This window comes from Streptomyces sp. NBC_00162 (genome assembly GCF_024611995.1).
In the GTDB taxonomy this organism is placed as follows: Bacteria; Actinomycetota; Actinomycetes; order Streptomycetales; family Streptomycetaceae; genus Streptomyces.
In genome coordinates this window covers 832,954-853,626 of sequence record NZ_CP102509.1, presented here as the reverse complement: position 1 = coordinate 853,626, position 20,673 = coordinate 832,954, and the positions used below count along the sequence as shown (strand labels likewise).

Below are 20,673 nucleotides of genomic sequence, written 5' to 3'. Positions count from 1 at the left end.
GGCTCAGTAGGCGCCGGGGAGGGAGAGGCCGGCGTAGATCTGGTTGAGGACGGTGGGCAGCATGGCCTGGGCCGTGGTCCGGCCGTCCGGCGACAGCGTCAGGTTCGTCCAGATGATGAGCGTGACGTCGTTGTCGGGGTCGTGGCCGATGAAGGAATTGAAGCCCGGCAACTCGCCACCGTGGTAGTACATCGCGGCCTTCGGGCCGAAGCGCTGGTAGGCGATGCCGTACCCGTACTTCTGTCCCTCGGGCGCGTCCGGGTCCTCGGCCTGCGGGCTGTCCAGCCACTGCTTCTGGAACGCGGGGTCCAGCACCTTGCCCGTCGTCAGGGAGCGGATCCAGGTGGCCATGTCGTCCGCGGTGGAGATGGCGGCGCCGGCGCCGGCCGAGTAGGACGAGTTCTGGTGGGTGTAGTCCACCGGCTTGAGCTTCCCGGACCGCATCTGCGCCTGCATGTCGGCCGGGTAGGGCTCGTCCACCAGCGCGTAGGCCGATCCGCCGTACATGTAGCCGTGTGAGTACGGCGTGGGGAGGGAGGTGTCGCGGAGGCCGGGCAAGGACGAACCGCTCAGGCCCAGCGGGCCGTACAGCCTGTCCTGGAACTGCCGGGCCAGCGGCCGGCCGCCGGCCTTCTCGGCGACGAGGCCCAGTAGCACGTAGTTGGTGTTGTTGTACTCGTAGGACGCGTCGGGCTTGAAGTTCGGCGGGCGCTTGAAGGCGATGGCCAGCATCTCCTGCGGTGTCCGGGCCTTGCCCGGCTCGGCGTCCATGGACTCTGCGAGTTCGGGTGCGTCGGTGAAGTTGTAGAGCCCGCTGCGCATCTTCAGCAGCTGGGCGATGGTGATGTTCTCGCCGTTCGGCACCCCGGGGACGTAGTCGGACACGGGGTCGTCCAGCCGGATCTTGCCTTCCTGCGCGAGGAGGAGGATCAGGGCCGACGTCATGGTCTTGGTGTTGGAGGCGATCCGGAAGTGGTCGCGCGCGGTGGGCGGTTCGGCGGTGCCCAGCTCCGTCGTGCCGACGGTCGCCCGGAAGGTTCCCTGCGGGGTGCGGAGCAGGACCACGGCGCCGGGAACCATGAGATCCTTCGCCGCACGTTCCACGGCGGACTGGAGCGCGGCCGGATCAATGCGCTTGAGCGCCGACGCGCTGGGGTCGGGTGCGCTGACGGTAGCCGTGGGTGCGGTCTGTGCGCCGGGCTGGACCGGGGGCGCGCTTCCTGGGGGCAGTGCGAACCCCGCGACCAGCAGGGCCGCGCACGGCGTCAGCAGAAGCGTGCGACGGGAGGCGGCTCGGGAATTCCACATGTCGGCGTCACAGCCCTCGTGCTCGGCGGTCCGGTACCGCACGGTCGGGGGTGGTGCGGCAGGGCCGAGGAGGTCGGAAAGAAAACAGGACAACCGATCCAAATTTAGCATCTACCGACCCCCGGTGGCGCGCGGCGGCCAAGGGGCCGACCGCCCACCTGGCCGACAGGCCGGCCAGGGTGGGGCGGGCGGATGTCGCCGGGTGGTCAGGTGTGGAGGCGGCCATTGGTGCCGTCGTGGCTGTCGGCGTGTTCGTCATCGAACCAGTGGTCGCCGGTCGCCAGGTAGCGGAAGGAGTGCTCGGTCTTGCCGGGCAGCGTGACCGTGACCGCACGGGTGCCATCAGGGCGGGGCACCAGGGTGTGGGCGCCGGGCTGCCAGTCGTTGAAATCGCCCACCACGCTGACCGGTCCGGGCGGGGCGTCGGCGGGCAGGACGAAGGTGACCTCGGTGCGGTTCTTGCGCGGCTTGCGCTCCAGCATGAGAGTGGGCTCCTGACGGCGGAAGTCGGGTGGATGGCGCCCATCCTTCGCATGAGCCGCGGAACGGGCATGCGACGCAGCCACCCCGGGAGCGGACTTCACTCTTGCGCCACGGTTCATAGCCGAAATGGTGCAGTTTGTGACTGTTCGTGTGAGCGTGAGGGCGAGGAAATCTGTACCCCGCGTCAAAGGAGTCGCCGTCATGGGCGGTAGGCAGGACAAGCGCCAGGAGCAGGGCAAGGGTCGTGAGCAGCAGGAACACCACCGCCCTGGAGACCCCGCGCGCCCCCAGCCGGGCAAGGGCCGGGAGCAGGGAGAGAAGCAGGGGCAGAAGGAGACCTCGCGCCGCCGCGAGGACGACCTGCTGCGAGAAGAGGACCTGCACGACGAGGGGCTCTGACCAGGGCACCGCTCGTCCACGTACGCAGAGCCCGGCCGGGCCCGTAGTCACCCGGCCGGGCTCTGTCATGCCGGTGCACGCCCAGGGGTCAGGCGTCCACGCGGTGCTTGGCGAGCCGGTCGACCATCTGCGGGTCGCGGTGGTCGAAGAAGAGTGACGACCCGGTGTCGAGGGTGGAGATGGCAGCCATCTGCCCGTCGGTGAGTTCGAAGTCGAAGATGTCGATGTTCTCCGCCATGCGCTCGGCGCGGACCGACTTGGGGATCGCGACGACGCCGCGCTGGGTAAGCCAGCGCAGTACGACCTGGGCGACGGACTTGCCGTGCTTCTCGCCGATCTGGCTCAGCAGCTGGTTGGTGAACAGGCCGTTCTTGCCCTCGGCGAACCCGCCCCAGGACTGGATCTGCACCCCGTGCCCGCGCATGAGCACCTGGTCGGCCGTGCGCTGGAAGAACGGGTGGGTCTCGATCTGATTGACCGCGGGAGTGACCTCGTTGTTGATGATGAGGTCCACGAGCCGGTCCGGGTAGAAGTTGGCGACGCCGATCGCCTTGGCCCGGCCCTCGCGGTACACCTCCTCCATGGCGCGCCACTGGCCGTACACATCGCCGAACGGCTGGTGGATCAGGTACAGGTCGAGGTAGTCCAGGCCGAGCTTGGCCAGCGAGGCCTCGAAGGCGCGCTTGGCGTTGTCCTGGGCGGGGGCGTCCTGTACCCAGAGCTTGGTGGTGACGAACAGATCCTCGCGCGGGATGCCGCTGTTCTTGATCGCGCGGCCGACGGCTTGCTCGTTGCCGTAAGCGGCGGCCGTGTCGAGGAGGCGGTAGCCGGCGGCGAGGGCGTCGGTGACGGCCTGTTCGGTCTGCTCCGGCGGGATCTGGTAGACGCCGAATCCGAGGATGGGCATCTGGACGCCGCTGTTGAGGGTGACCTGCTGCATCGTTCTTCCGTTCGATAGAAGTGCTGGGGTTCGGTCGCGGCCTGGTCGAACTCCAACCCCCTAGGACACAGAGCTCTCGCGCGCGAACCTCCGATCGTGGTTCCCATCTTCAACGAGGACGAGGCCCTGCCTGTGTGCCCCGCCCGGCGGACGAGCTCCTCAGCTCTTCGGGTCAGGCGTCGGACGACGGGGAAGCGGGCCACGGGACGGTGGTCTCGGCTGCGACCTCGTAGTCGACGCCGGGAACGTCCCAGCCGTAGAGCTGGCCGACCTGGTCGCGGAACCAATCAGTGTCCGCGCTGGTGGCAATGGTGTCGGCGTCGACCTGGTCCCACGTGGCGCGGACGGCAGCCTGAACCCCGGGATTCATCTCCCAGTCGTCCAGCCGGATGCGGTCTTGGTCGTCCAGGCCGGGTTCGGCGTCACCGCCGAGCCGGTTCCACAGGGCCGCTGCCTGGTCGACGGTGGACTGCCAGCTGTCACCGGTAATGCGGTGCAGGATGCTGGTGTAGAGCGCGATGCTCGGGATGGCGGTGGAGGCCTGGGTGACGGCCGCGCCCGCGACGACGGTGTAGGCGTGGCCTGTGCCCTTGAGCTGGGTGTTGATGGCGCGGGCGGTGTCTTCCAGGTGCTGCTTGGCGGCGCCGATGGTACCGGCCCGGTAGATGGGGGCGGTGATGTCGGATCCGACGTACGAGAGGGCGACGGTCTGGAAGCCGTCGGCGAGCAGGTCTTTGGACTGCAGGGCCTCGATCCACATCTGCCAGTCGGCGCCGCCCATGACCTGCACGGTCGCGTCGCGCTCGGCCTCGTCCGCGGCCCGCAGGTGCAACTCGCCGATCTGCGGGACGCCGTCCTCGAACACGAGGGTCTTGGCCCGGTAGTCGGTGCCGAGCGGCTTGATGACGGAGTGGTGGACCTCGCCGGTCAGCGGGTCCGTGCGACGCGGGGCCGCGATGCTGTAGATGAGCAGGTCGATCTTGCCGAAGCGGGCGGCGAGTTGGTCGGCGGCCTCGTCCTTGACGCCGTCGGAGAAGGCGTCGCCGTTGAGGAAGGTGAAGTCAGCCCCGGCCTCGGCGGCGAGTTCGGCGGTCCGCGCGGTGCGGTACCAGCCCGCGCTGGCGGTGCGGCGCTCGGTCGCGGCGGCCTCGAAGGCGATGCCGAGTCCGCGCATCCGGTGGGCGCGAAGGCCGACCAGGGTCGCGGCCAGTCCGTAGCCGGCGCTGGAGCCGATGACGAGGGCGACCGGGCCGGGCCGGTCGCCGACAGGGTCCGGTGTCCGCTGCCACATGCGGTCGACCACCGCTTTGCAGCCGGTCGGATGGCTGTTGACGTAGAGGTAGCCGCGGTTGGCGGGCTTGATCTCGCGGAGGCTCACTCGTGGGGTCCTTCGGGTGCGGGGGATCGTGGTCGCCGCGGAGTGAGCGGTTCCACGAAGCGGCGGATGTCGTCGGGGTTTCCAACTGGCCAGGCGAGGCTGTCCATGCCCCGGTCGCGCCGGATGGGCCCTGCTCACATCCTCGGTGAGCGTGGCCCAACCGGTGATGGTGATCTTCGCCAGAAGCGACCGCAGAATCTTGTCGGTGTCCTATTCGGTCATGCCACACCGCCGGAGCCTGATGGGTGGGCTCAGTGGATGCGACGGTACCGGTTGGCGATCACGGAGATCGAGAGCATCGCGGTGATGGCACCGACGGCCAGGGTCAGGGTGCCGGCCTTACCGCCGCCCATCGCCCAGCCGTTGCCGATCAGGAGGGTGGTGCCGGCCACGCGGGAGGCGATGGCGTAACCGCGGTGACCGATGCGGCTGAAGTGACGGCCCAGGACGTAGCAGGCGGCAATCAGCGAGGTGAAGGTGATCGATCCGGCGCCGAAGTGGGCGTAGCTGCGCCAGGTGAGTGCGGCGGCTTCCCCGGCGGGGGTGCCTGCGGGGAAGCCGTCGACCGGGTCCATGACGAACAGTCCCGCGGCCATCATGCCGATGCCGCTGATCCGTACAAGTCGGGGTGCCCAGGTGCTCCCCGGGGTGCCGTGCAGAGCCCTGCGCAGACCGGTCGCCCCGATGGCGAGCAGGGCTCCGGCGACCAGGAAGTTGGCGATCTGGAGCCAGCCGAGGGAGCCGTTGCTCAGCGCGCTCAGGGGGTGGCGGGTGATGTCGAAGCCGTCGCGGCCGGCGGCCTGGGTCAGGGAGACGACCGCCCACAGCGGTGACGCTACGACCACGCAGGTGAGCAGGGAGCGGGTGGCGGACCGGGCCGGGGTTCCGGTCGCGGCGGGGGAAGCGGCGATAGCCGCGCTGGTGGGGGTCCGGGTGGTCATGGTGTGTGCCTCTCGGGTTCGTTCGTCGTGTTCGGTTCTTGCCTGCACGTCGATCCGGCAATGTGACAGGGAACGGCTGCGTTCCCTGTCACATGTCCTTGTTCGACGTGTAGGCAAGGCAGAAGCACTGCACGACGAGAAGAGGCAACCCCATGCGCTACCTGATGACGACCAGGCCTTCCGACACCGCGCCCGACGAGAAGTTGTACGTCGAAATGGGCAAGTTCATCGAGGAGCTGACGGCGGCCGGTGTTCTGCTGGCCACGGGTGGTCTGGAGCCGGTCGGCGTCCTGGTGACCTCGGCCGGCGACGAAATCACGGTGACGGACGGGCCGTTCGCCGAGGCCAAGGAGGCCGTGGCCGGCTTCGCGCTGATCGAGGTCCGCTCCAAGGAGGAGGCGATCGAGCTGGCCCGCCGCTTCCGCAGGATCGTTGGTGACGGCGAGAGCGTGGTTCAGCAGGTTTTTGGTCCGTGAGTCAGCAGTACGAACCCTGAACCCCAAACCCTGAACCTTGAACCGCGAAGAGCACTTGCCCCGGCTTGCGAGCGAGTCGGGGCAAGTGCTGTGATCGTCCCTGTGCTGGATACCCATCGCACGATAGACGCGGTCTGGAAGCTCGAGTCGGCCAAAATCATCGCAGCGCTCACGCGGATGGTGCGCGACGTCGGCCTCGCCGAGGAGCTGGCCCAGGACGCGCTCGTCGCCGCGCTCGAGCAGTGGCCCGGCACGGGCGTCCCGGACAACCCCGGCGCCTGGCTGACGACCACCGCCAAGCGGCGGGCCGTCGACCACATCCGGCGCTCCCAGCGGCTGACGCACAAGCAGGAGCAGCTCGCCCACGAGCTGGAACAGCAGCAGGACCCCGAACAGGACGACGTCCTGCGGCTGATGCTCATCTCCTGCCACCCCGTACTGCCGACCGGGGCCCGAGCAGCACTGACGCTCCGGCTGCTCGGCGGTCTTACGGCCGAGGAGATCGCGCGGGCCTTCCTCGTCACCGGGACGGTGATCACCCAGCGCATCGCCGGAGCCAAGCGGACGTTGGCCGAGGAGCGCGTGCCGTTCGACCTGCCGGAGGGCCCGGAACTGGCCGAGCGCCTCTCGTCAGTGCTGGAGGTCATCTACCTGATCTTCAACGAGGGTTACTCGGCGACCTCCGGCGACGACCTGATGCGGCCCGGGCTCTGCCTCGAAGCACTGCGGCTGGGCCGGCTGCTGGCCGAGCTGGCACCTCAGGAAGCCGAGGTGCACGCACTGGTCGCACTGATGGAGATCCAGGCCTCCCGCTCGGCCGCGCGCACCGGCCCGTCGGGCGAGCCGGTCCAGCTGCACGAGCAGAACAGGGGACGCTGGGACCAGTTGCTCATCAGCCGCGGCTTCACCGCGATGCTGCGGGCACGGGAAGCCGGCGGCACGCCCGGCCCGTACCTGCTGCAAGCGGCCATCGCCGTGTGCCATGCGCAGGCGCGTACCGCCGAGGACACCGACTGGTCCCAGATCGCAGCCCTGTACGGGGCGTTGGCGCGGCTGCTGCCGACACCGATCGTCCAGCTCAACCGGGCGGTGGCGCTCGGGTTTGCGTACGGGCCGCAGGAGGGCCTCGACCTGGTCGACTCCCTGACCACCGATCCCGCACTGCGCGACTACCACCTCCTCCCCAGCGTCAGGGGCGACCTGCTGGCCCGCCTGGACCGGCACGAAGAAGCGCGGGTGGAGTTCCATCGGGCGGCGTCCCTCACGAGGAACGCCGCCGAGCGCGCCTTTCTGCACCGACGCGCGGACGAGATCACGGTCACCGGCCCGCCCGGTCCCACGCTCGGTCAGGCCGCCCACGACTTCCTGAGCCGCGACGATCTGGACGCGGCCACGGTCCGCTCGTACGGACAGACCCTCCGGCGCCTGTGCCTGGCCCTCGGCGGCCAGCTGCCGCCGGCCTCGCTGACGGCCGACCAGGTGGCGCGGGTGTTTGCGACCGCCTGGGGCGAGGCAGCGGCCGCGACCTGGAACCGGCACCGCTCGGCCGTCCGGTCCTTCTGTGCGTGGGCGTCCCTGAGCGACCTCGCGGCCGGTCTGGACCGTCGTGCCGAGACCCGCTCCCGGACGCAGGCGCTGGGCTCCGTGCAGCTCGAGGCGCTCTGGAGCCGCCCGGACCTGCCGCTGCGCGAACAGACGCTGTGGCGGCTCCTGCACGAGTCGGAGGCCGGGGTGAAGGCCGTCCTGTCGCTGAACGTCGAGGACCTGGACCTGGACGACCGCCGGGCCCGCACGGGCCACACGTGGGTGACCTGGCGCTCCGGGACCGCCCGGCTCCTGCCCGAGCTGCTGGCCGGCCGGACCCGGGGGCCGGTGTTCCTCTCCGACCGGCGACCCGGACCCGCCCGGACACCCGGACCTGCCGATCTCTGCCCGGACACGGGCCGCCGCCGACTGTCCTACGAGCGGGCCGAGTACCTCTTCAAAGAGACCACCAAGCCCCTCGACCTGACAACCAACGGCTACACCCTCCGCCAGCTCAAACCCCACCCCGGACCGTCCCCGGCCCCGTAGCCGGCCGGCCGTAGCAGGTGATCTCGTCCGGGCACTGGCAGAGCCGGTCCGCCTGGGTGAATCTCCTGCCCGTGTTGCGATGAGTACGGGCTCCGCCGCCGGTCTACCCTTCAGACACATCGCCTGGAAGGAGCGGCAGATGACCGATACGACGACTCTCGACCTCGGACCACAAGCCCAGATCGTGGCCCGTCTCGCGGCGGGCGTATCGGACGGCCGGCTCGCCGACCCGACACCCTGCCCCGAGTACGCGGTCGGCAATCTGCTGGGCCACCTCGCAGGCCTCGCCGTGGCTTTCCGTGACGCCGCCCGCAAGAACCTGGGCCCCACGACGGACACGGCCCCCGACACAGCCGTGCCCTCCCTCCCCGCCGGCTGGCGCGAGGAACTGCCCCGGGTCCTCGGTGAACTGGCCGAGGCCTGGAGGGACCCGGCCGCCTGGACCGGCATGACCCGCGCGGGCGGCGTGGACCTGCCCGGCGAAATCGCGGGTGCGGTGGCTGTCGACGAACTGGTGATCCACGGCTGGGACCTGGCCCGGGCCACCGGCCAGGACTACGCACCCGATCAGGCCGCGCTGCGCGCCTCGCATACGTTCCTCCTGGCGGCCGCCGAGGACGAGGACCGCGGGGGCATCTTCGGCGCTGTCGTGCCCGTACCGGACGACGCCCCGCTGCTGGACCGGGCGGTAGGGCTGAGCGGGCGCGAACCGGGCTGGACACCTCCGACATCCCCGTGACGTAGGCCACCGGCGGTCCATCTGGACCGGACCCCGGGCGGAGACCGCCGCATGTCGCTGGGCATGTCGAATACACCGGTCCCCGATCGACGTGGGAGTGAAGGCAGTACATCCCAGCACTCCAGGAGGACCCCATCGTGACCGTTACCGCGGATTTGGCGATTTCCCTCGACGGCTACATCGCCGGCACCGACGTGGCCATCGACAACCCGGGAGGCGACGGCGCCGAGCCGCTCTTCGAGTGGATCCACAACCTGGCGAGCTGGCGGGAGCGGCAGGGCATGACCGGCGGGGAGGAGAACCGCGACTCCGAGCTGATGCGCGAGTGGTTCGACGCCACCGGAGCAGTGGTCATGGGCCGGATGATGTACGACACGGGCGAGGAGTTCTGGGGCGACAACCCGCCGTTCCGGTGCCCGGTCTACGTGCTCACCCACCGCCCCCGGCCGTCCCTGGCAAAGGAGGGCGGCACCACGTTCACTTTCGTCACCGACGGCATCCACAGCGCCCTCGACCAGGCGAAGGCCGCCGCCGGGGGAAGGAACGTCGACATCGCGGGCGGAGCGAGCACGGTGCAGCAGTACCTGAGGGAGGGGCTCATCGACGAGCTACAGCTGCACGTCGTGCCCGCGCTCCTCGGAGCGGGGCTGCGGCTCTTCGAGGGACCGGGCGCCGGGCGGCAGGACCTCGAGCCGGTCAGTGTGGTCGGCACCCCCTCGCCACCCACCTGAAGTACCGCTTCGTGAAATGACGGGCGATCTCCCGGCAGCTACTTCGTGCAGTCCTGTCGCCCTCCCGCGGCTACCGGCCCCGGCAAGGCAGAGCTCGGCTGCGAACCCTTCCTCGCCCGACTCCGGTCGCGCGACCACGCACCCGCACCCACCAGCACGGCTGCCCCGGCCCCGTACAAGGGCAGCCACAGAGTCGTCGTGGCTGCCAGACAGTCGGCGACGGCTTTACGCCTCTGGGCCTCTTGCGCGTACGCGAGTGCAGCGCTGTCGCTACCAGCCAGATCCGCCACCGCTGCCCTCGTCCGGATGACCTCGTACCTGCCCTGCCCATCGCACCCGCTGCGCGTGCCCGGCATCGGAAACAGCCAAGACCAGCGCTGCAGCATGGGGGCCAGCGCGATCGCTACGCACAGGCCGACGACCAGCGAATACGCGACCAGAGCGCGCATGTATGCCGATCGGAAGCCGGGCGTCCATGCCGGCCGCACCTGAAAGGCGAAGATCACCGCGAAAAGCGTCACCCCGATGAACGTGGCGAACCACTGCCAGGAACCCTGGGCGAGTGCGAACGTCAGTACAGCGGCGAGTCCAATGCCGATGACCCCGGCCTGACCGGCGGCGCCATCGCGCTCCCCGGTGGATGCAGGCCTGCGGGTTCCTCGAGGGCTGGGGTCGTTCACGGGCCCCTCCTGCAGGGTTGGAGGCATCGGCATCAGCATCCGCCGCGGGTCGCCGCGGGCCCCGGCGCCATGCCGGACGGGTTCGGATGGCGCCCGGATGGGGGAGCCGCCCCGTCTGCCACCCCGTTCCTGCAGTCGGGTACGAGCGATGACACTCGGTGAGATTCAGGGGCCCTGGAGGTGACTCGCCCCATAGGACCCACGTCACGTACGAACCGGGCTAGTAGCTTCCCAATGCCCGATCCCGCTGCCTGGTACCGGCTCCCACCTGCACGGATCCCTCCGGGTCCGCCGGAGGGGCGTCGGTCCCTGACTGCGAGGGCTCCTAGTAGGAGGGGTCATTGCGAGGGCCCCGGGGGGTCTGTAGAACTGGATGAGTCGCAGGGCGGCAGGGGTTGTTCACCCGCCGCCGACGAACCCCTCTCCTCCGCGTGAGTGGCTCACGCATGCTTCGGCGTGCCGCGACCGTCCTTGTTCCCTTCGGAAGGTCAATCCGTGTCCAACGCTGTCATCCGCCGCATCGCCGCTTCCAAGAAGACCCTCGCGGGTACCGTCCTCGCCCTGGGCGTCGCCGGTTCCATGCTGGCCGCGGTTCCCGCGCAGGCCGCCCCGTCGAGTGCCAAGGCGATCGCCCAGCAGATGATCAAGGACCCGGCCCAGTTCGCCGCCTTCGACAAGATCATCTCGCACGAGAGCGGCTGGGACTACACCGCCACGAACTCCTCCTCTGGTGCGTACGGCCTGGTCCAGGCCCTGCCGGCCTCGAAGATGGCCTCGGCGGGCTCGGACTGGAAGACCAACCCGGCCACCCAGATCAAGTGGGGCCTGGACTACATGAACGAGCGCTACGGCAGCCCCGTCGACGCCTGGAACTTCTGGTCCGCCAACCACTGGTACTAAGCCACCAGCGGCAGAGCAGACCCACACAGCAGACGCGCGCAGGCCCCCGTCCGCCGGATCACCGGCTGGAGCGGGGGCCCGCGCGCGTTCAGGTTCAGAAGCGGGGCAGAGCGCCGACGATGCGGTCCCACACGGAGCGGGTGGCACCGAAACCGCTCTCGTGGACCCAGACGTGGGTACACGCGGGGCACTGCAGGTGGAGCAGGCTGCCGGTGTTGGTGAGCAGGTAGCGCCAGTGGGTGGAGCAGGTCCGGCGCTGCTCGCAGGGCTCGCAGCCCTGGGCGTCGTCGCAATTCGGGCAGGCCACCCAGGCGCGGCGCCCGAGGTCGGCCTGCGGGTCAAGCGGCAGCACGGCCGTCTCCCCTCGCGGGCAGCACACCGGCCGCGACCAGGTTGTCGTAGAGGCGCTGCTGCTCCGCGTCGAGTCCGGAGTACAGGAGGTCGTACGCGGCCTCCTCGCCGAGCAGCACCTCGACCGGATCCCAGTCCGGGCCGAGGGCTTCCATCACCTGGGCGCGCCGGAGCACCTCCTGAGACGTGAGGTCCACCTCGAAGTCGACCAGCGCGGACGCACCGGAGGCGTCGGGCTCGTCCGGGGAAGGGATGGGGTCGTGGGGTGCCATGGCACCGAACTTAGGTAACCCTTCTTTCCCTGGTCAAGGGAGGGTGGGCGGAGTCACAGCCCAGGCCACCCCCCGAGGATTCCAGCACTAGGGCACGACCTTGCCGACGCCGCCCAGCGCCTGGGTGGCACGCTGGTTGATCTGCCACAGCTGGCCGTCACGGTTGCTGACGTAGATCCAGCCGTTGACGGTGTCCAGCGCGAGGCCCTCGCACGTCCCCAGGCCGCTGGCCACCACGCGCTGCGCGCCGTCCGCGAGAGTGATCTCGTACAGGCGCCCGTTCACGTGGTCGATGGTGTACGCCCGGCCGGCGCCGTCGAGGGCCACGCGGATGGTGCTCGCCCCGGAAAGGGTGGTCACGACGCGGTGGGTACGGGCGGCCAGGTCGACCTCGTACAGGTGGCCGCCGCCGTCCTTCCGGCCGATGTACGCCTTGCCCCGCCCGTCCAGCGCCACTCCGCCGATGCCCTGCCCCAGGCCGGTGACGATCGTGCGCTTCTGTCCGCCCGGCAGGTCGACGGCGATCAGCTGCCCGTCGAGCCAGCTGGCGACGTAGGCCGTGCCCGCTGCGTCGAGTGCGACGCCGTACGCGCCCGCCACGTCGGCGATCTTGCGGGACGAGCCGTCGGCCAGGTTCACCTCGAGCAGGCGCGCACCGCCGTAGTCGGTGGAGTAGGCCGTGCCCTGGCCGCCCAACTGCACCTCGCCGATGTCACCCAAGGCGCTCGCTGCCGTGCGCTGGGCGCCGGTGTCGACCTTCACCGCGGACAGCTTCACGCCGCCCCGGTCGGCGACGTACGCCGTGTTCAGCGACGGGTCGACCGCCACGCCTTCGGACGTCCCCAGACTCGTCGCGATGAGGGCGTAGCTCCGCCTGTTGGCGATGAGCTTGGAGAGGTCTTCGAGCTTCGGCATGTCTTCGTCGCCGATGCTCACCTTCGGCGGTCCGAACGCCTTGTTGGTCGCAGAGGCCATGCCGGATACCGAACCGGGGTTTTCGGAGGCCTGGCGCTGCGCGGCGGCCACGCCCTGGGCGCTCTGGAAGAGCGGGCCCAGGAAACCCATGACGTCGAACGCCCCGTGCGCGGTCTGGCGCACGAGCCACGGGTCGCGCTCGCTCTCCAGCTTGCGCACGGCCTCCGAGACGTCACCTGCTCCCGGAGTGTCCTTGTTGAGCGCCTGAGCGGACTTTTCGGCGGAACCTGCTTCGTCCCCGCCGTTGTCGAAGATGTTCTTGAAGGACATGGGCTTTCCTCCTGACCCCTTCTAGAGGGGCTGCTTCTGGTTCTGGTAGTCGAGTACTTCAGGCTGGAAAACCCGGTGTTCTCCGGTACGGACGGCGACGATTTCGGCCGTCCCCTTCTGCATGGACCGCTTTCCTTCGTCGGCCAGGTCGAAATGGCTGGAATCGAAGGAGGCCTCGCCGAGTTTCCACGCGATGACCCGGGAGAACTTCGGGTCGGCGGCCTGCGGCGGAGTCTCCTTGACCGCGACCGGCTCGGGATAGTACAAGGCGACCCAGCCGCCGAAGGTGACGGGGAATTCATAGTCGAACTGGCGGATCTGGCGCCGCGTCGTGGCCATGACGTCAGCCCGGCTCATGATTTCGAAACTGACCGACGACTGGTGCTTCCATTCGGTGGTCAGCGAACCACTGACGGAACCGGTGATCCCGAGGAGGAGCTCTCCCCACAACTCCCCGGTGCCGGTGACGGAACTCGTGGACGTGGTGTTGCTCGTCGCCTCGGTCTGGGACTCCGTGTTGACGCCCTGGTTGTCCTTGCTGTTGAGCAGGGTGGTCTTCTGGTACTGCTTCATCTCCATGCTCTTCTGGAGCTGCTGCTGGAGCGATGCGATGGACTTCGCCCCGAAGGTGAGCTTCACCTCCCTTGGAGCGACCAGCTGATCGTGTTCGAAATCGAGAATTCGACCGTGTCCGTCACAGTGATTTTGATCGGGTCCGTGCCATTGACGTACGTCTGCTTGGAGATCATGTCGGGAGGGGGCTGCTGGATGTCGCTGCGTTCTTCGACGACCGGTACGCCGACGTTCATGAAGGCGCGCCAGCCGCGTTCGTGCGCCGTCTTCTCTTCCGGCGGGAAGCCGCCGTAGCGCACCTTGTTCAGGGAGAACCCGATCGGGGCGACCGGCTCACCCCCTCCCTGAGGGGGCCGCTTGAGTACGTTCCGCAGTTGGTTCCGCTGCAGGATGCCGGCGGCCCTGGCGGCGATTTCGAGTTCCTCTTGATTCCGCGTGGTCAGCGGATGGCGCATGAATACGTCGTTGATGTAGGCCGTTCCCACATCGTTCCTTGCACTGCTGTTTCCCATGCTCTTCAGACCCTCCCTGCGTCGCAGACCGGTGACGCTACGCATCCGACGGCGGAAGATCATCGGGCCGAACTCGCCACTTGGTGAGAACCGGACAGATGCCGCTGACCAGGCGTTTGATCACATGAGGGCGGCGGCGTTCCCGGATCTGACGGGTGTCCCCCGGGGGCGCCGTTCCTTGATCTTTGGGGCCAAGATCCACGGGCGCACCGTCGCGGCTGCCGGCAGGGAGCCGGGCGCGGGTGGTGTCCGGAACTGCGGTCCCGTGGCTGCCGGCACTGTCGGGCCGGCCCCATCAGGCTCGATTTGGCCTCGGCCGTACGTTCGATCGACATACGGCACCACGGCGGCAGCTCCTGTGGGTCCCGTGGAGCGCCGCCGTGGTGCCCGAACCCCTAGGAGGCGGCCAGGGCCTCCAGGGCAGGGACCGTTTCGGCCGGGGTCGGCAGGGCGGCGTTCTCTGCCCGGAGACGGGCGGCGGCCTCGCGCAGGGCCGGGTCGACGGTGAGGCGGGTGAGGAGTGTGGCGTCGACGTCGTCGGAGGCGGAGCGCAGGGCGGCGCCGGTTTTGGTGAGGGCGTCGGCGTTGGTGAAGTGGTCGGCGCCCTGGGGGAGCAGGAGCTGGGGCAGGCCGGCCTGCAGGGCGGTGAGCAGGGTGCCGGAGCCGCCGTGGTGGATCAGCGCGTCGGAGGCGGTCAGCAGCTCCGCGAGCGGGATCCAGGGCAGTGGGCGGACGTTGTCCGGGAGGGTGCCGAGCGGGGTGAGGTCGGCGTCGCCGACGGCGAGCAGGAACTCGGCGTCCACCGAGGCGGCGGCTTCGATCAGACGGACGATGGCGCGGACGCCGTCCAGCTCGGTGAGCACGGTGCCCAGTGTGATGGCGACGCGCGGGCGGGTCCCGCGGCGGAGCAGCTCGGCGGGGACGGTGCCGCCGCCGTTGTAGGGGAGGTAGCGCATCCGCAGGCCGCCCGGGTCGCCGCCGAGCGAGGCGGGGACGATGTTCAGCGCGGTGGGCTCGGCGGGGCCGGCCACCCCGTATGTCTCGTACGCCTCGGTGAAGTTGGCTGCGAGCCGGCCGGCCATGTCAAGGCCGGAGGTGACGCCGAAATTCTGGATCACCGACGGGATCTTGAGCTTGGCCGCGACCAGCGGGGCGGAGGCCTGGAAGGAGTCGTAGACCAGCAGGTCGGCGCGCCAGCTGTCGGCGGCCTCCAGCAGACCGTCCACGGTGGAGCGGGAAACGAGCGCGAAGCCGTGGGCCGCCCTGTCGAGGATCTCGTCCGGGGTCATGTCGGGGGCGACGTAGCGCACCTCCTCGCCCGTGGACTGCTCGAACACGTCCCGGATGCTGCGGCCGTCGCCTATCTCGACGATCGGGAAACCGGCCTCGCGGAGCTGGTTCAGGGGCTGCGAGCCCGCGAACAGCACCTCGTGGCCGGCAGCGCGCAGGGCCTGCGCGGTCGGGATCATCGGGAAGAGGTGGCCGGCCGCGGCCGGTCCGGTGAAGAGTATGCGCACGGGTTCTCCTTGCCGTTGTTCTGCCGGTCGAGGACGAGACGTGCTGGCTCGCCCCGGTTCCCTCCGGTGAACTGACGGGAAGGCGCGCTGTGTTCCCCCTGGGGGGTCGATAACCGGACGTTCTGCGAGGGCCCTTTCCGGGCGGGGGCCGAGCCGGTCGGGACCGGGCCGGTAACCATCGGTTGTCGGCGAACCGCCAGGGGATCACCGACGCGGATGCACGGCTGGTGATCGCATCGGCCCCTCCGGAGCCCCACGGCGGGCTTGACCCCGTGAACGGTCCCCGGGCCGGCCGGTGCCCCGCGAACATTCGCATCTGTGGCGTCCCGGAGCGAACCCGGACGAACGAACGTACGATGGGCGGGAACCGGCGCGGGCGGCTCGCCGCGCCGCTGGTCCAAGCCGGTCGTGGGAGACGCATGGCACAGGTCGCCGACACAGCGCGGACCGTCATCCTGACCGTGGACGACGATCCGGGAGTCTCCCGTGCCGTCGCCCGTGACCTGCGGCGCCGCTACGGAGCCGGGTACCGGATCGTGCGCGCCGAGTCCGGCGAGTCCGCACTCGAGGCGCTGCGCGAGTTGAAGCTGCGGGGCGACCTGGTGGCCGTGATCCTGGCCGACTACCGCATGCCGCAGATGAACGGCATCGAGTTCCTCGAACAGGCCCTCAACGTGTACCCGGGCGCGCGCCGCGTGCTGCTGACCGCGTACGCCGACACCAACGCGGCGATTGACGCGATCAACGTCGTCGACCTCGACCACTACCTGCTCAAGCCGTGGGACCCGCCGGAGGAGAAGCTCTACCCGGTCGTGGACGACCTGCTCACGGCCTGGCGCTCCAGCGACTACCGGCCCGTGCCCGCCACCAAAGTCGTCGGGCACCGCTGGTCGGCGCGTTCCTCGAACGTGCGGGAGTTCCTGGCCCGCAACCAAGTGCCGTACCGCTGGTACTCCTCCGACGAGCCCGAGGGACGGCGACTGCTGGAGGCGGCCGGGACCGACGGACAGCGACTGCCCCTGGTGATCACTCCGGACGGCACCGTGCTGATCGAGCCGGAGGCGCCCGACCTGGCTGCCCACGTGGGGCTCGCGACGACGCCGGTCGCCGACTTCTACGACCTCGTCGTGATCGGCGGCGGCCCGGCCGGGCTCGGCGCGGCCGTGTACGGGGCCTCCGAGGGGCTGCGGACGGTGCTGGTCGAGCGGTCGGCGACGGGCGGGCAGGCCGGGCAGAGCTCCCGCATCGAGAACTACCTGGGCTTCCCCGACGGCGTGTCGGGCGCTCAGCTCACCGAACGCGCCCGCCGCCAGGCCGGCAGGTTCGGCGCCGAGATCCTCACCGCACGCGAGGTCACGGGGCTGGAGGCCAACGGCGCGGCGCGCGTCGTCCGCTTTTCCGACGGCTCGTCGGTCACCGCCCACAGCGTCATCCTGGCGACCGGGGTGTCGTACCGGCAGCTCCAGGCACCGGGCTGCGACGACCTGACCGGCTGCGGGGTGTACTACGGCTCCGCGCTCACCGAGGCGTCCTCCTGCCAGGGGCAGGACGTGTACATCGTGGGCGGCGCCAACTCCGCCGGGCAGGCGGCGGTGTACCTGGCGCGGGGCGCCAAGTCGGTCACGCTGCTGGTGCGCGGGGAGTCCCTGAGGGCGTCAATGTCGTACTACCTGATCCAGCAGATCGAGGAGACGCCGAACATCACGGTGCGGACCCGGACCGTCGTCGAGGCGGCCCACGGCGACGGGCACCTGGAGCAGCTGACGCTGCGGGACGTGGAGAGCGGCGGGACCGAACTCGTCGACGCACAGTGGCTGTTCGTCTTCATCGGCGCGGCTCCGCTGACCGACTGGCTGGACGGCACGGTGCTGCGCGACGAGCGCGGCTTCATCCTGGCCGGGCCGGACCTCACGCCGGACGGCCGGCCGCCGGCCGAGTGGGAGCTGGACCGGCCGCCTTACCACCTGGAGACCAACATTCCCGGCGTGTTCGTGGCGGGCGACGCGCGCGCCGAGTCCGCGAAGCGCGTCGCGTCCGCCGTCGGAGAAGGAGCCATGGCCGTCATGCTCGTCCACCGGTACCTGGAGCAGTCATGAGCGGGCAGGCGATGCCCTGCAGCCCGCCGGAGATCGCCTCGCTGTTCCTGTTCGAAAAGCTCTCCCCGAGCAGCTCGGACGGCTGTGCGCCGAGGGGCGGGTGGAGCGGTTCGAGGCCGGTCCGGTGTACACCGAGGGCGACCCGGCGACCTGCTTCTACGTGATGATCGAGGGCACCGTCGTGCTGTACCGCCGGGTCGGCGGCGACGACGTGGAGGTGAGCCGGACCTCACAGCGCGGGGTGTACGCGGGGGCCATGCAGGCCTACCTGGGCGACCGGGTGCCGCAGACGTACACCAACTCGATGCGGGTGACCGAGCCGACGCGGTTCTTCGTACTGCCCGCGCAGTCGTTCGCGGACTTCATGCAGGAATGGTTCCCGATGGCCGCGCACCTGCTGGAAGGGCTCTTCTTCGGCGCGAAGAACACCCAGCGGGCCATCGGACAGCGCGAACGGCTGCTGGCGCTCGGATCGTTGTCCGCGGGGCTCACCCATGAGCTCAACAACCCGGCCGCGGCGGCCGTCCGGGCCACCGCGGCGCTGCGGGAACGAGTGGGCAAGATGCGGCACAAGTTGGCCGTCATCGCGCATGGCCCCTACTCCCGCGAGGCACTCGCCGACCTCATCGAGATCCAGGAGCGCACCGCCGAACGCGTCGCGAAGGCACCGGCGTTGAGTCCTCTGGAGGCGTCCGACCGGGAGGACGAGCTCGCGGACTGGCTCGACGACCACGGCATCCCCGAGGGCTGGCGGATCGCACCGACCTTCGTGCAGGCCGGGCTGGACACGGACTGGCTGGAGCAGGTCGCGGCGGCCGTGGCCGAGGACATCCTCCCGGGAGCGATCGGCTGGCTCAACTACACCGTCGAGACCGAGCTGCTGATGGACGAGATCGACGACTCCACCACCCGCATCTCCCACCTCGTGGACGCCGCCAAGCAGTACTCGCAGCTCGACCGCGCCCCGCACCGGGTCGTCGACGTCCACGAACTCCTCGACAGCACCCTGCTGATGCTGTCCGGCAAGATCGGCCCGCGGGTCCGGGTGGTCAAGGACTACGACCGCTCCGTGCCGGATGTGCCCGCCTACCCGGCGGAGCTGAATCAGGTGTGGACCAACCTCATCGACAACGCCGTCTTCGCCATCGGGAGCACCGGCCGCGACGGCACGCTGACGGTCCGCACGGCACGGGAAGGGGACCGGCTGCTGGTGGAGTTCCGAGACACCGGGCCCGGCATCCCGGCGGACATCCGCAGCCGCATCTTCGATCCGTTCTTCACCACCAAGCCCGTCGGCGAGGGCACTGGTCTCGGCCTGGACATCTCCTGGCGGATCGTCGTCAACAAGCACCACGGCAGCCTCCAGGTCGAGTCCGAACCGGGCGACACCCGTTTCCAGGTGCTGCTGCCGCTGACCGCCCCGGGACCCGAGACAGCGCCCGGAACCGAGACCGAGACCGCCGAAGAGCCCGTATGACCGTACTGGGCATCCCAGGGGCGCGGGGAGCCGTGCTGCCAACCATGCACCGCCGTGCGCGGTTGGTCGCGCAGTTCTCCGCGCCCCTGGGGCCACCGCTGCCTACCTGAGGGCCTCGAAGGAAGCGACGAGGTCGGTGGGGGAGGGGAGTGCGGTGATGTCGGCCTGGGTGGCAGCGGCGGCCTTGCGGAGGTCTTCGTCCGTGAGGAGGCGGCTGAGCAGGGCTGCGTCCACGCTGTCACCACTCGCACGGAGGGCGAAGCCCAGGCCCGTCGCGGCATCGACGTTGATGAAGTGGTCGGCGCCCTGCGGGAGGATCAACTGGGGGACGCCCCGGGCGGCGGCGGTGAGCATGGTGCCGGCGCCGCCGTGGTGCACGACCGCGTCGGCGGTGTCCAGCAGTTGGGCCAGCGGCACCCAGGGCAGGGGACGGACATTGGCGGGAAGGGTTCCGAGCGCGCTCAGGTCGGTGTCGCCGACGGCGAGCAGGAACTCGGCGTCGACGGAGGCGGCCTCGGCGATCAGCCGGGCGACCGGGCCGACGCCCGCGTACGTGGTCACCACTGTCCCGAGGGTGACGGCGATCCGGGGCCGCGAGCCACGGGCTATGAGATCGCCGGGCACCGTGCCGCCGCCGTTGTACGGGACGTAGCGGACCCGCCAGCCGGTGCCGTCTCCGCCGAGGGAGGCGGGTACGACGTCGAGGACGGTGCGGGTGGCCGGGCCTTCGATCTCGCGGGCCTGGTATTCGTCCGCCAGGAGGCCAGCGAGCCTGCCGACCATGCTGAAGCCGGACATCACGCCGAAGTTGTGCACTACGGCGGGTATGCCGAGTGCGGCCGAGACCAGTGGTGCGGCGCCCTGGAAGGCGGCGTGGACGATGATGTCCGGCCGCCAGGCGGTGGCGACCGCGAGCAGGTCGTCGATGGTGACCCGGCTGTGTTCGGCGAAACCGGCTGCGGCCAGCCGCTCGGCGTTCTCCGGGCTGTTGCCGTCTGTGACGAACTGCGGATCGATGCCGTCCGAGGCGCGCCGGAAAGCCTCCATCAGCGTCGAGCCGTCGCCGATCTCGACGGTGGGCAGGCCGGACTGCCGAAGCTGCTCGAGCGGGGCCGAACCGGCGAACAGCACCTGGTGCCCGGCGGTCTGGAGTGCCTGCGCGGTCGGCACCATCGGGAACAGGTGGCCCGCCGAAGCGGGGCCGGTGAACAGGATGCGCACGGTGTTACTCCTCGGGTGGAACCAGAACTCCTTGATTCTTCTGACAGACCGTCGAACGTATTTGCGGCTCCGTCAATTTCCACCGAGGTAAACGAATTTCGGCCAATCCCGACGGGTTCTGCCGGGCCGGTCGGGTCCACCGGTCAGTCAACGGCGCATGCGCCAGGTGCCGTAGAGGCCGCCGACGGCACTGATGACGCCGGCGAATCCGGCGTCCCCCACGGCGAGGTAGATGCCTGCGCAGGTGCCGAGGAGGGTGATCAGCACGATGCCGTCGCGGTGTTCGTGCCGGTTCGCCGCGTTCGGAGACGCGCTGCGCGAGTTCACGCAGGAGCTGAACCGGCTCCACATCGCCAACGGC

The 20,673-nt window shown here is 69.9% G+C and carries 20 protein-coding genes and 2 pseudogenes; 8 read left to right on the top strand and 14 right to left on the bottom strand.

Annotated features, from left to right (window positions below):
- Positions 1-3: 3 nt before the first annotated feature.
- Positions 4-1,350: a serine hydrolase domain-containing protein gene (locus tag JIW86_RS04670; RefSeq protein ID WP_257552638.1), complete on the bottom strand. Its 1,347-nt coding sequence runs from the start codon at positions 1,348-1,350 to the stop codon at positions 4-6.
- 164 nt (positions 1,351-1,514) lie between these two features.
- Entirely contained in the window at positions 1,515-1,790 is a 276-nt protein-coding gene (locus JIW86_RS04665; RefSeq protein WP_257552637.1) for an isoamylase early set domain-containing protein, read from the bottom strand.
- 202 nt (positions 1,791-1,992) lie between these two features.
- Between JIW86_RS04665 and JIW86_RS04660 the strand changes: the two genes are divergently transcribed.
- Entirely contained in the window at positions 1,993-2,190 is a 198-nt protein-coding gene (locus JIW86_RS04660; protein WP_251064192.1) for a hypothetical protein, read from the top strand.
- Positions 2,191-2,278: 88 nt separating this feature from the next.
- Here JIW86_RS04660 and JIW86_RS04655 read toward each other — a convergent pair whose 3' ends face one another.
- The 3 genes from JIW86_RS04655 to JIW86_RS04645 form a co-directional block, all read right to left on the bottom strand.
- Complete coding sequence (locus JIW86_RS04655; RefSeq protein ID WP_257552636.1) at positions 2,279-3,130, bottom strand: aldo/keto reductase; 852 nt, start codon at positions 3,128-3,130, stop codon at positions 2,279-2,281.
- Positions 3,131-3,302: 172 nt separating this feature from the next.
- Positions 3,303-4,508 (bottom strand): enoyl-[acyl-carrier-protein] reductase FabV, encoded by a 1,206-nt coding sequence (gene fabV / locus JIW86_RS04650; protein ID WP_257552635.1) that lies wholly within the window; start codon positions 4,506-4,508, stop codon positions 3,303-3,305.
- A 251-nt stretch (positions 4,509-4,759) separates the two neighbouring features.
- Entirely contained in the window at positions 4,760-5,449 is a 690-nt protein-coding gene (locus JIW86_RS04645) for a DUF998 domain-containing protein (RefSeq protein WP_257552634.1), read from the bottom strand.
- A gap of 152 nt (positions 5,450-5,601) precedes the next feature.
- Between JIW86_RS04645 and JIW86_RS04640 the strand changes: the two genes are divergently transcribed.
- The 4 genes and pseudogenes from JIW86_RS04640 to JIW86_RS04625 all read left to right on the top strand — a co-directional run bounded on the left by JIW86_RS04640 (position 5,602) and on the right by JIW86_RS04625 (position 9,488).
- The gene (locus tag JIW86_RS04640) at positions 5,602-5,925 is read left to right on the top strand and encodes a YciI family protein (RefSeq protein WP_257552633.1); all 324 of its coding nucleotides are present in this window, start codon (positions 5,602-5,604) and stop codon (positions 5,923-5,925) included.
- 102 nt (positions 5,926-6,027) lie between these two features.
- Entirely contained in the window at positions 6,028-7,998 is a 1,971-nt protein-coding gene (locus JIW86_RS04635) for an RNA polymerase sigma factor (protein ID WP_257552632.1), read from the top strand.
- Positions 7,999-8,137: 139 nt separating this feature from the next.
- Positions 8,138-8,737: a TIGR03086 family metal-binding protein gene (locus JIW86_RS04630; protein WP_257552631.1), complete on the top strand. Its 600-nt coding sequence runs from the start codon at positions 8,138-8,140 to the stop codon at positions 8,735-8,737.
- A gap of 137 nt (positions 8,738-8,874) precedes the next feature.
- Positions 8,875-9,488 (top strand): annotated as a pseudogene (locus JIW86_RS04625) (dihydrofolate reductase family protein).
- A gap of 18 nt (positions 9,489-9,506) precedes the next feature.
- On the opposite strand, the gene JIW86_RS04620 reads toward JIW86_RS04625, so the two are convergent.
- On the bottom strand, positions 9,507-10,148 hold the full coding sequence (locus JIW86_RS04620; RefSeq protein ID WP_257552629.1) for a hypothetical protein: 642 nt from the start codon (positions 10,146-10,148) through the stop codon (positions 9,507-9,509).
- A gap of 495 nt (positions 10,149-10,643) precedes the next feature.
- Here JIW86_RS04620 and JIW86_RS04615 point away from each other — a divergent pair, with 495 nt between their 5' ends.
- A complete protein-coding gene (locus JIW86_RS04615; protein WP_257552628.1) occupies positions 10,644-11,048 on the top strand; it encodes a transglycosylase SLT domain-containing protein in 405 nt (134 codons plus the stop codon).
- 94 nt (positions 11,049-11,142) lie between these two features.
- On the opposite strand, the gene JIW86_RS04610 is transcribed toward JIW86_RS04615, so the two are convergent.
- From JIW86_RS04610 to JIW86_RS04585, 6 genes are all read right to left on the bottom strand, one after another.
- Entirely contained in the window at positions 11,143-11,400 is a 258-nt protein-coding gene (locus tag JIW86_RS04610; RefSeq protein ID WP_215149749.1) for a hypothetical protein, read from the bottom strand.
- Positions 11,387-11,671, bottom strand: a complete 285-nt coding sequence (locus JIW86_RS04605; protein WP_215149748.1) for a DUF6400 family protein — start codon at positions 11,669-11,671, stop codon at positions 11,387-11,389. Before JIW86_RS04605 ends, JIW86_RS04610 begins: the two co-directional genes overlap by 14 nt.
- An 87-nt stretch (positions 11,672-11,758) precedes the next feature.
- A complete protein-coding gene (locus JIW86_RS04600; RefSeq protein WP_257552627.1) occupies positions 11,759-12,916 on the bottom strand; it encodes a hypothetical protein in 1,158 nt (385 codons plus the stop codon).
- Between the two features lie 21 nt (positions 12,917-12,937).
- The gene (locus JIW86_RS04595) at positions 12,938-13,555 is read right to left on the bottom strand and encodes a hypothetical protein (RefSeq protein WP_257552626.1); all 618 of its coding nucleotides are present in this window, start codon (positions 13,553-13,555) and stop codon (positions 12,938-12,940) included.
- A complete protein-coding gene (locus JIW86_RS04590) occupies positions 13,552-14,001 on the bottom strand; it encodes a hypothetical protein (RefSeq protein ID WP_257552625.1) in 450 nt (149 codons plus the stop codon). The genes JIW86_RS04595 and JIW86_RS04590 overlap by 4 nt, the downstream gene beginning before the upstream one ends.
- Positions 14,002-14,396: 395 nt before the next feature.
- Complete coding sequence (locus JIW86_RS04585; protein ID WP_257552624.1) at positions 14,397-15,518, bottom strand: nucleotide disphospho-sugar-binding domain-containing protein; 1,122 nt, start codon at positions 15,516-15,518, stop codon at positions 14,397-14,399.
- Between the two features lie 419 nt (positions 15,519-15,937).
- Between JIW86_RS04585 and JIW86_RS04580 the strand changes: the two genes are divergently transcribed.
- Together JIW86_RS04580 and JIW86_RS04575 are read left to right on the top strand one after the other, a co-directional pair.
- Positions 15,938-17,614 carry an FAD-dependent oxidoreductase gene (locus JIW86_RS04580; protein WP_257552623.1) on the top strand — a complete coding sequence of 559 codons (1,677 nt, stop codon included), beginning with the start codon at positions 15,938-15,940 and terminating at the stop codon, positions 17,612-17,614.
- Positions 17,611-19,091 (top strand): annotated as a pseudogene (locus JIW86_RS04575) (ATP-binding protein). The gene JIW86_RS04580 and the pseudogene JIW86_RS04575 overlap by 4 nt, the downstream one beginning before the upstream one ends.
- Before the next feature lie 102 nt (positions 19,092-19,193).
- Here the strand turns inward: JIW86_RS04575 and JIW86_RS04570 are convergent.
- Complete coding sequence (locus tag JIW86_RS04570; RefSeq protein ID WP_257552622.1) at positions 19,194-20,312, bottom strand: glycosyltransferase; 1,119 nt, start codon at positions 20,310-20,312, stop codon at positions 19,194-19,196.
- 147 nt (positions 20,313-20,459) lie between these two features.
- Positions 20,460-20,639: a hypothetical protein gene (locus JIW86_RS04565; RefSeq protein ID WP_257552621.1), complete on the bottom strand. Its 180-nt coding sequence runs from the start codon at positions 20,637-20,639 to the stop codon at positions 20,460-20,462.
- Positions 20,640-20,673: the final 34 nt, after the last annotated feature.

Coding starts and splice junctions, on each gene's coding strand:
- JIW86_RS04665 (WP_257552637.1), bottom strand. CDS start 1,790: ATGCTGGAGCGCAAGCCGCGCAAGAACCGCACCGAGGTCACCTTCGTC.
- JIW86_RS04660 (WP_251064192.1), top strand. CDS start 1,993: ATGGGCGGTAGGCAGGACAAGCGCCAGGAGCAGGGCAAGGGTCGTGAG.
- JIW86_RS04655 (WP_257552636.1), bottom strand. CDS start 3,130: ATGCAGCAGGTCACCCTCAACAGCGGCGTCCAGATGCCCATCCTCGGA.
- JIW86_RS04645 (WP_257552634.1), bottom strand. CDS start 5,449: ATGACCACCCGGACCCCCACCAGCGCGGCTATCGCCGCTTCCCCCGCC.
- JIW86_RS04640 (WP_257552633.1), top strand. CDS start 5,602: ATGCGCTACCTGATGACGACCAGGCCTTCCGACACCGCGCCCGACGAG.
- JIW86_RS04630 (WP_257552631.1), top strand. CDS start 8,138: ATGACCGATACGACGACTCTCGACCTCGGACCACAAGCCCAGATCGTG.
- JIW86_RS04605 (WP_215149748.1), bottom strand. CDS start 11,671: ATGGCACCCCACGACCCCATCCCTTCCCCGGACGAGCCCGACGCCTCC.
- JIW86_RS04600 (WP_257552627.1), bottom strand. CDS start 12,916: ATGTCCTTCAAGAACATCTTCGACAACGGCGGGGACGAAGCAGGTTCC.
- JIW86_RS04590 (WP_257552625.1), bottom strand. CDS start 14,001: ATGGGAAACAGCAGTGCAAGGAACGATGTGGGAACGGCCTACATCAAC.
- JIW86_RS04580 (WP_257552623.1), top strand. CDS start 15,938: ATGGCACAGGTCGCCGACACAGCGCGGACCGTCATCCTGACCGTGGAC.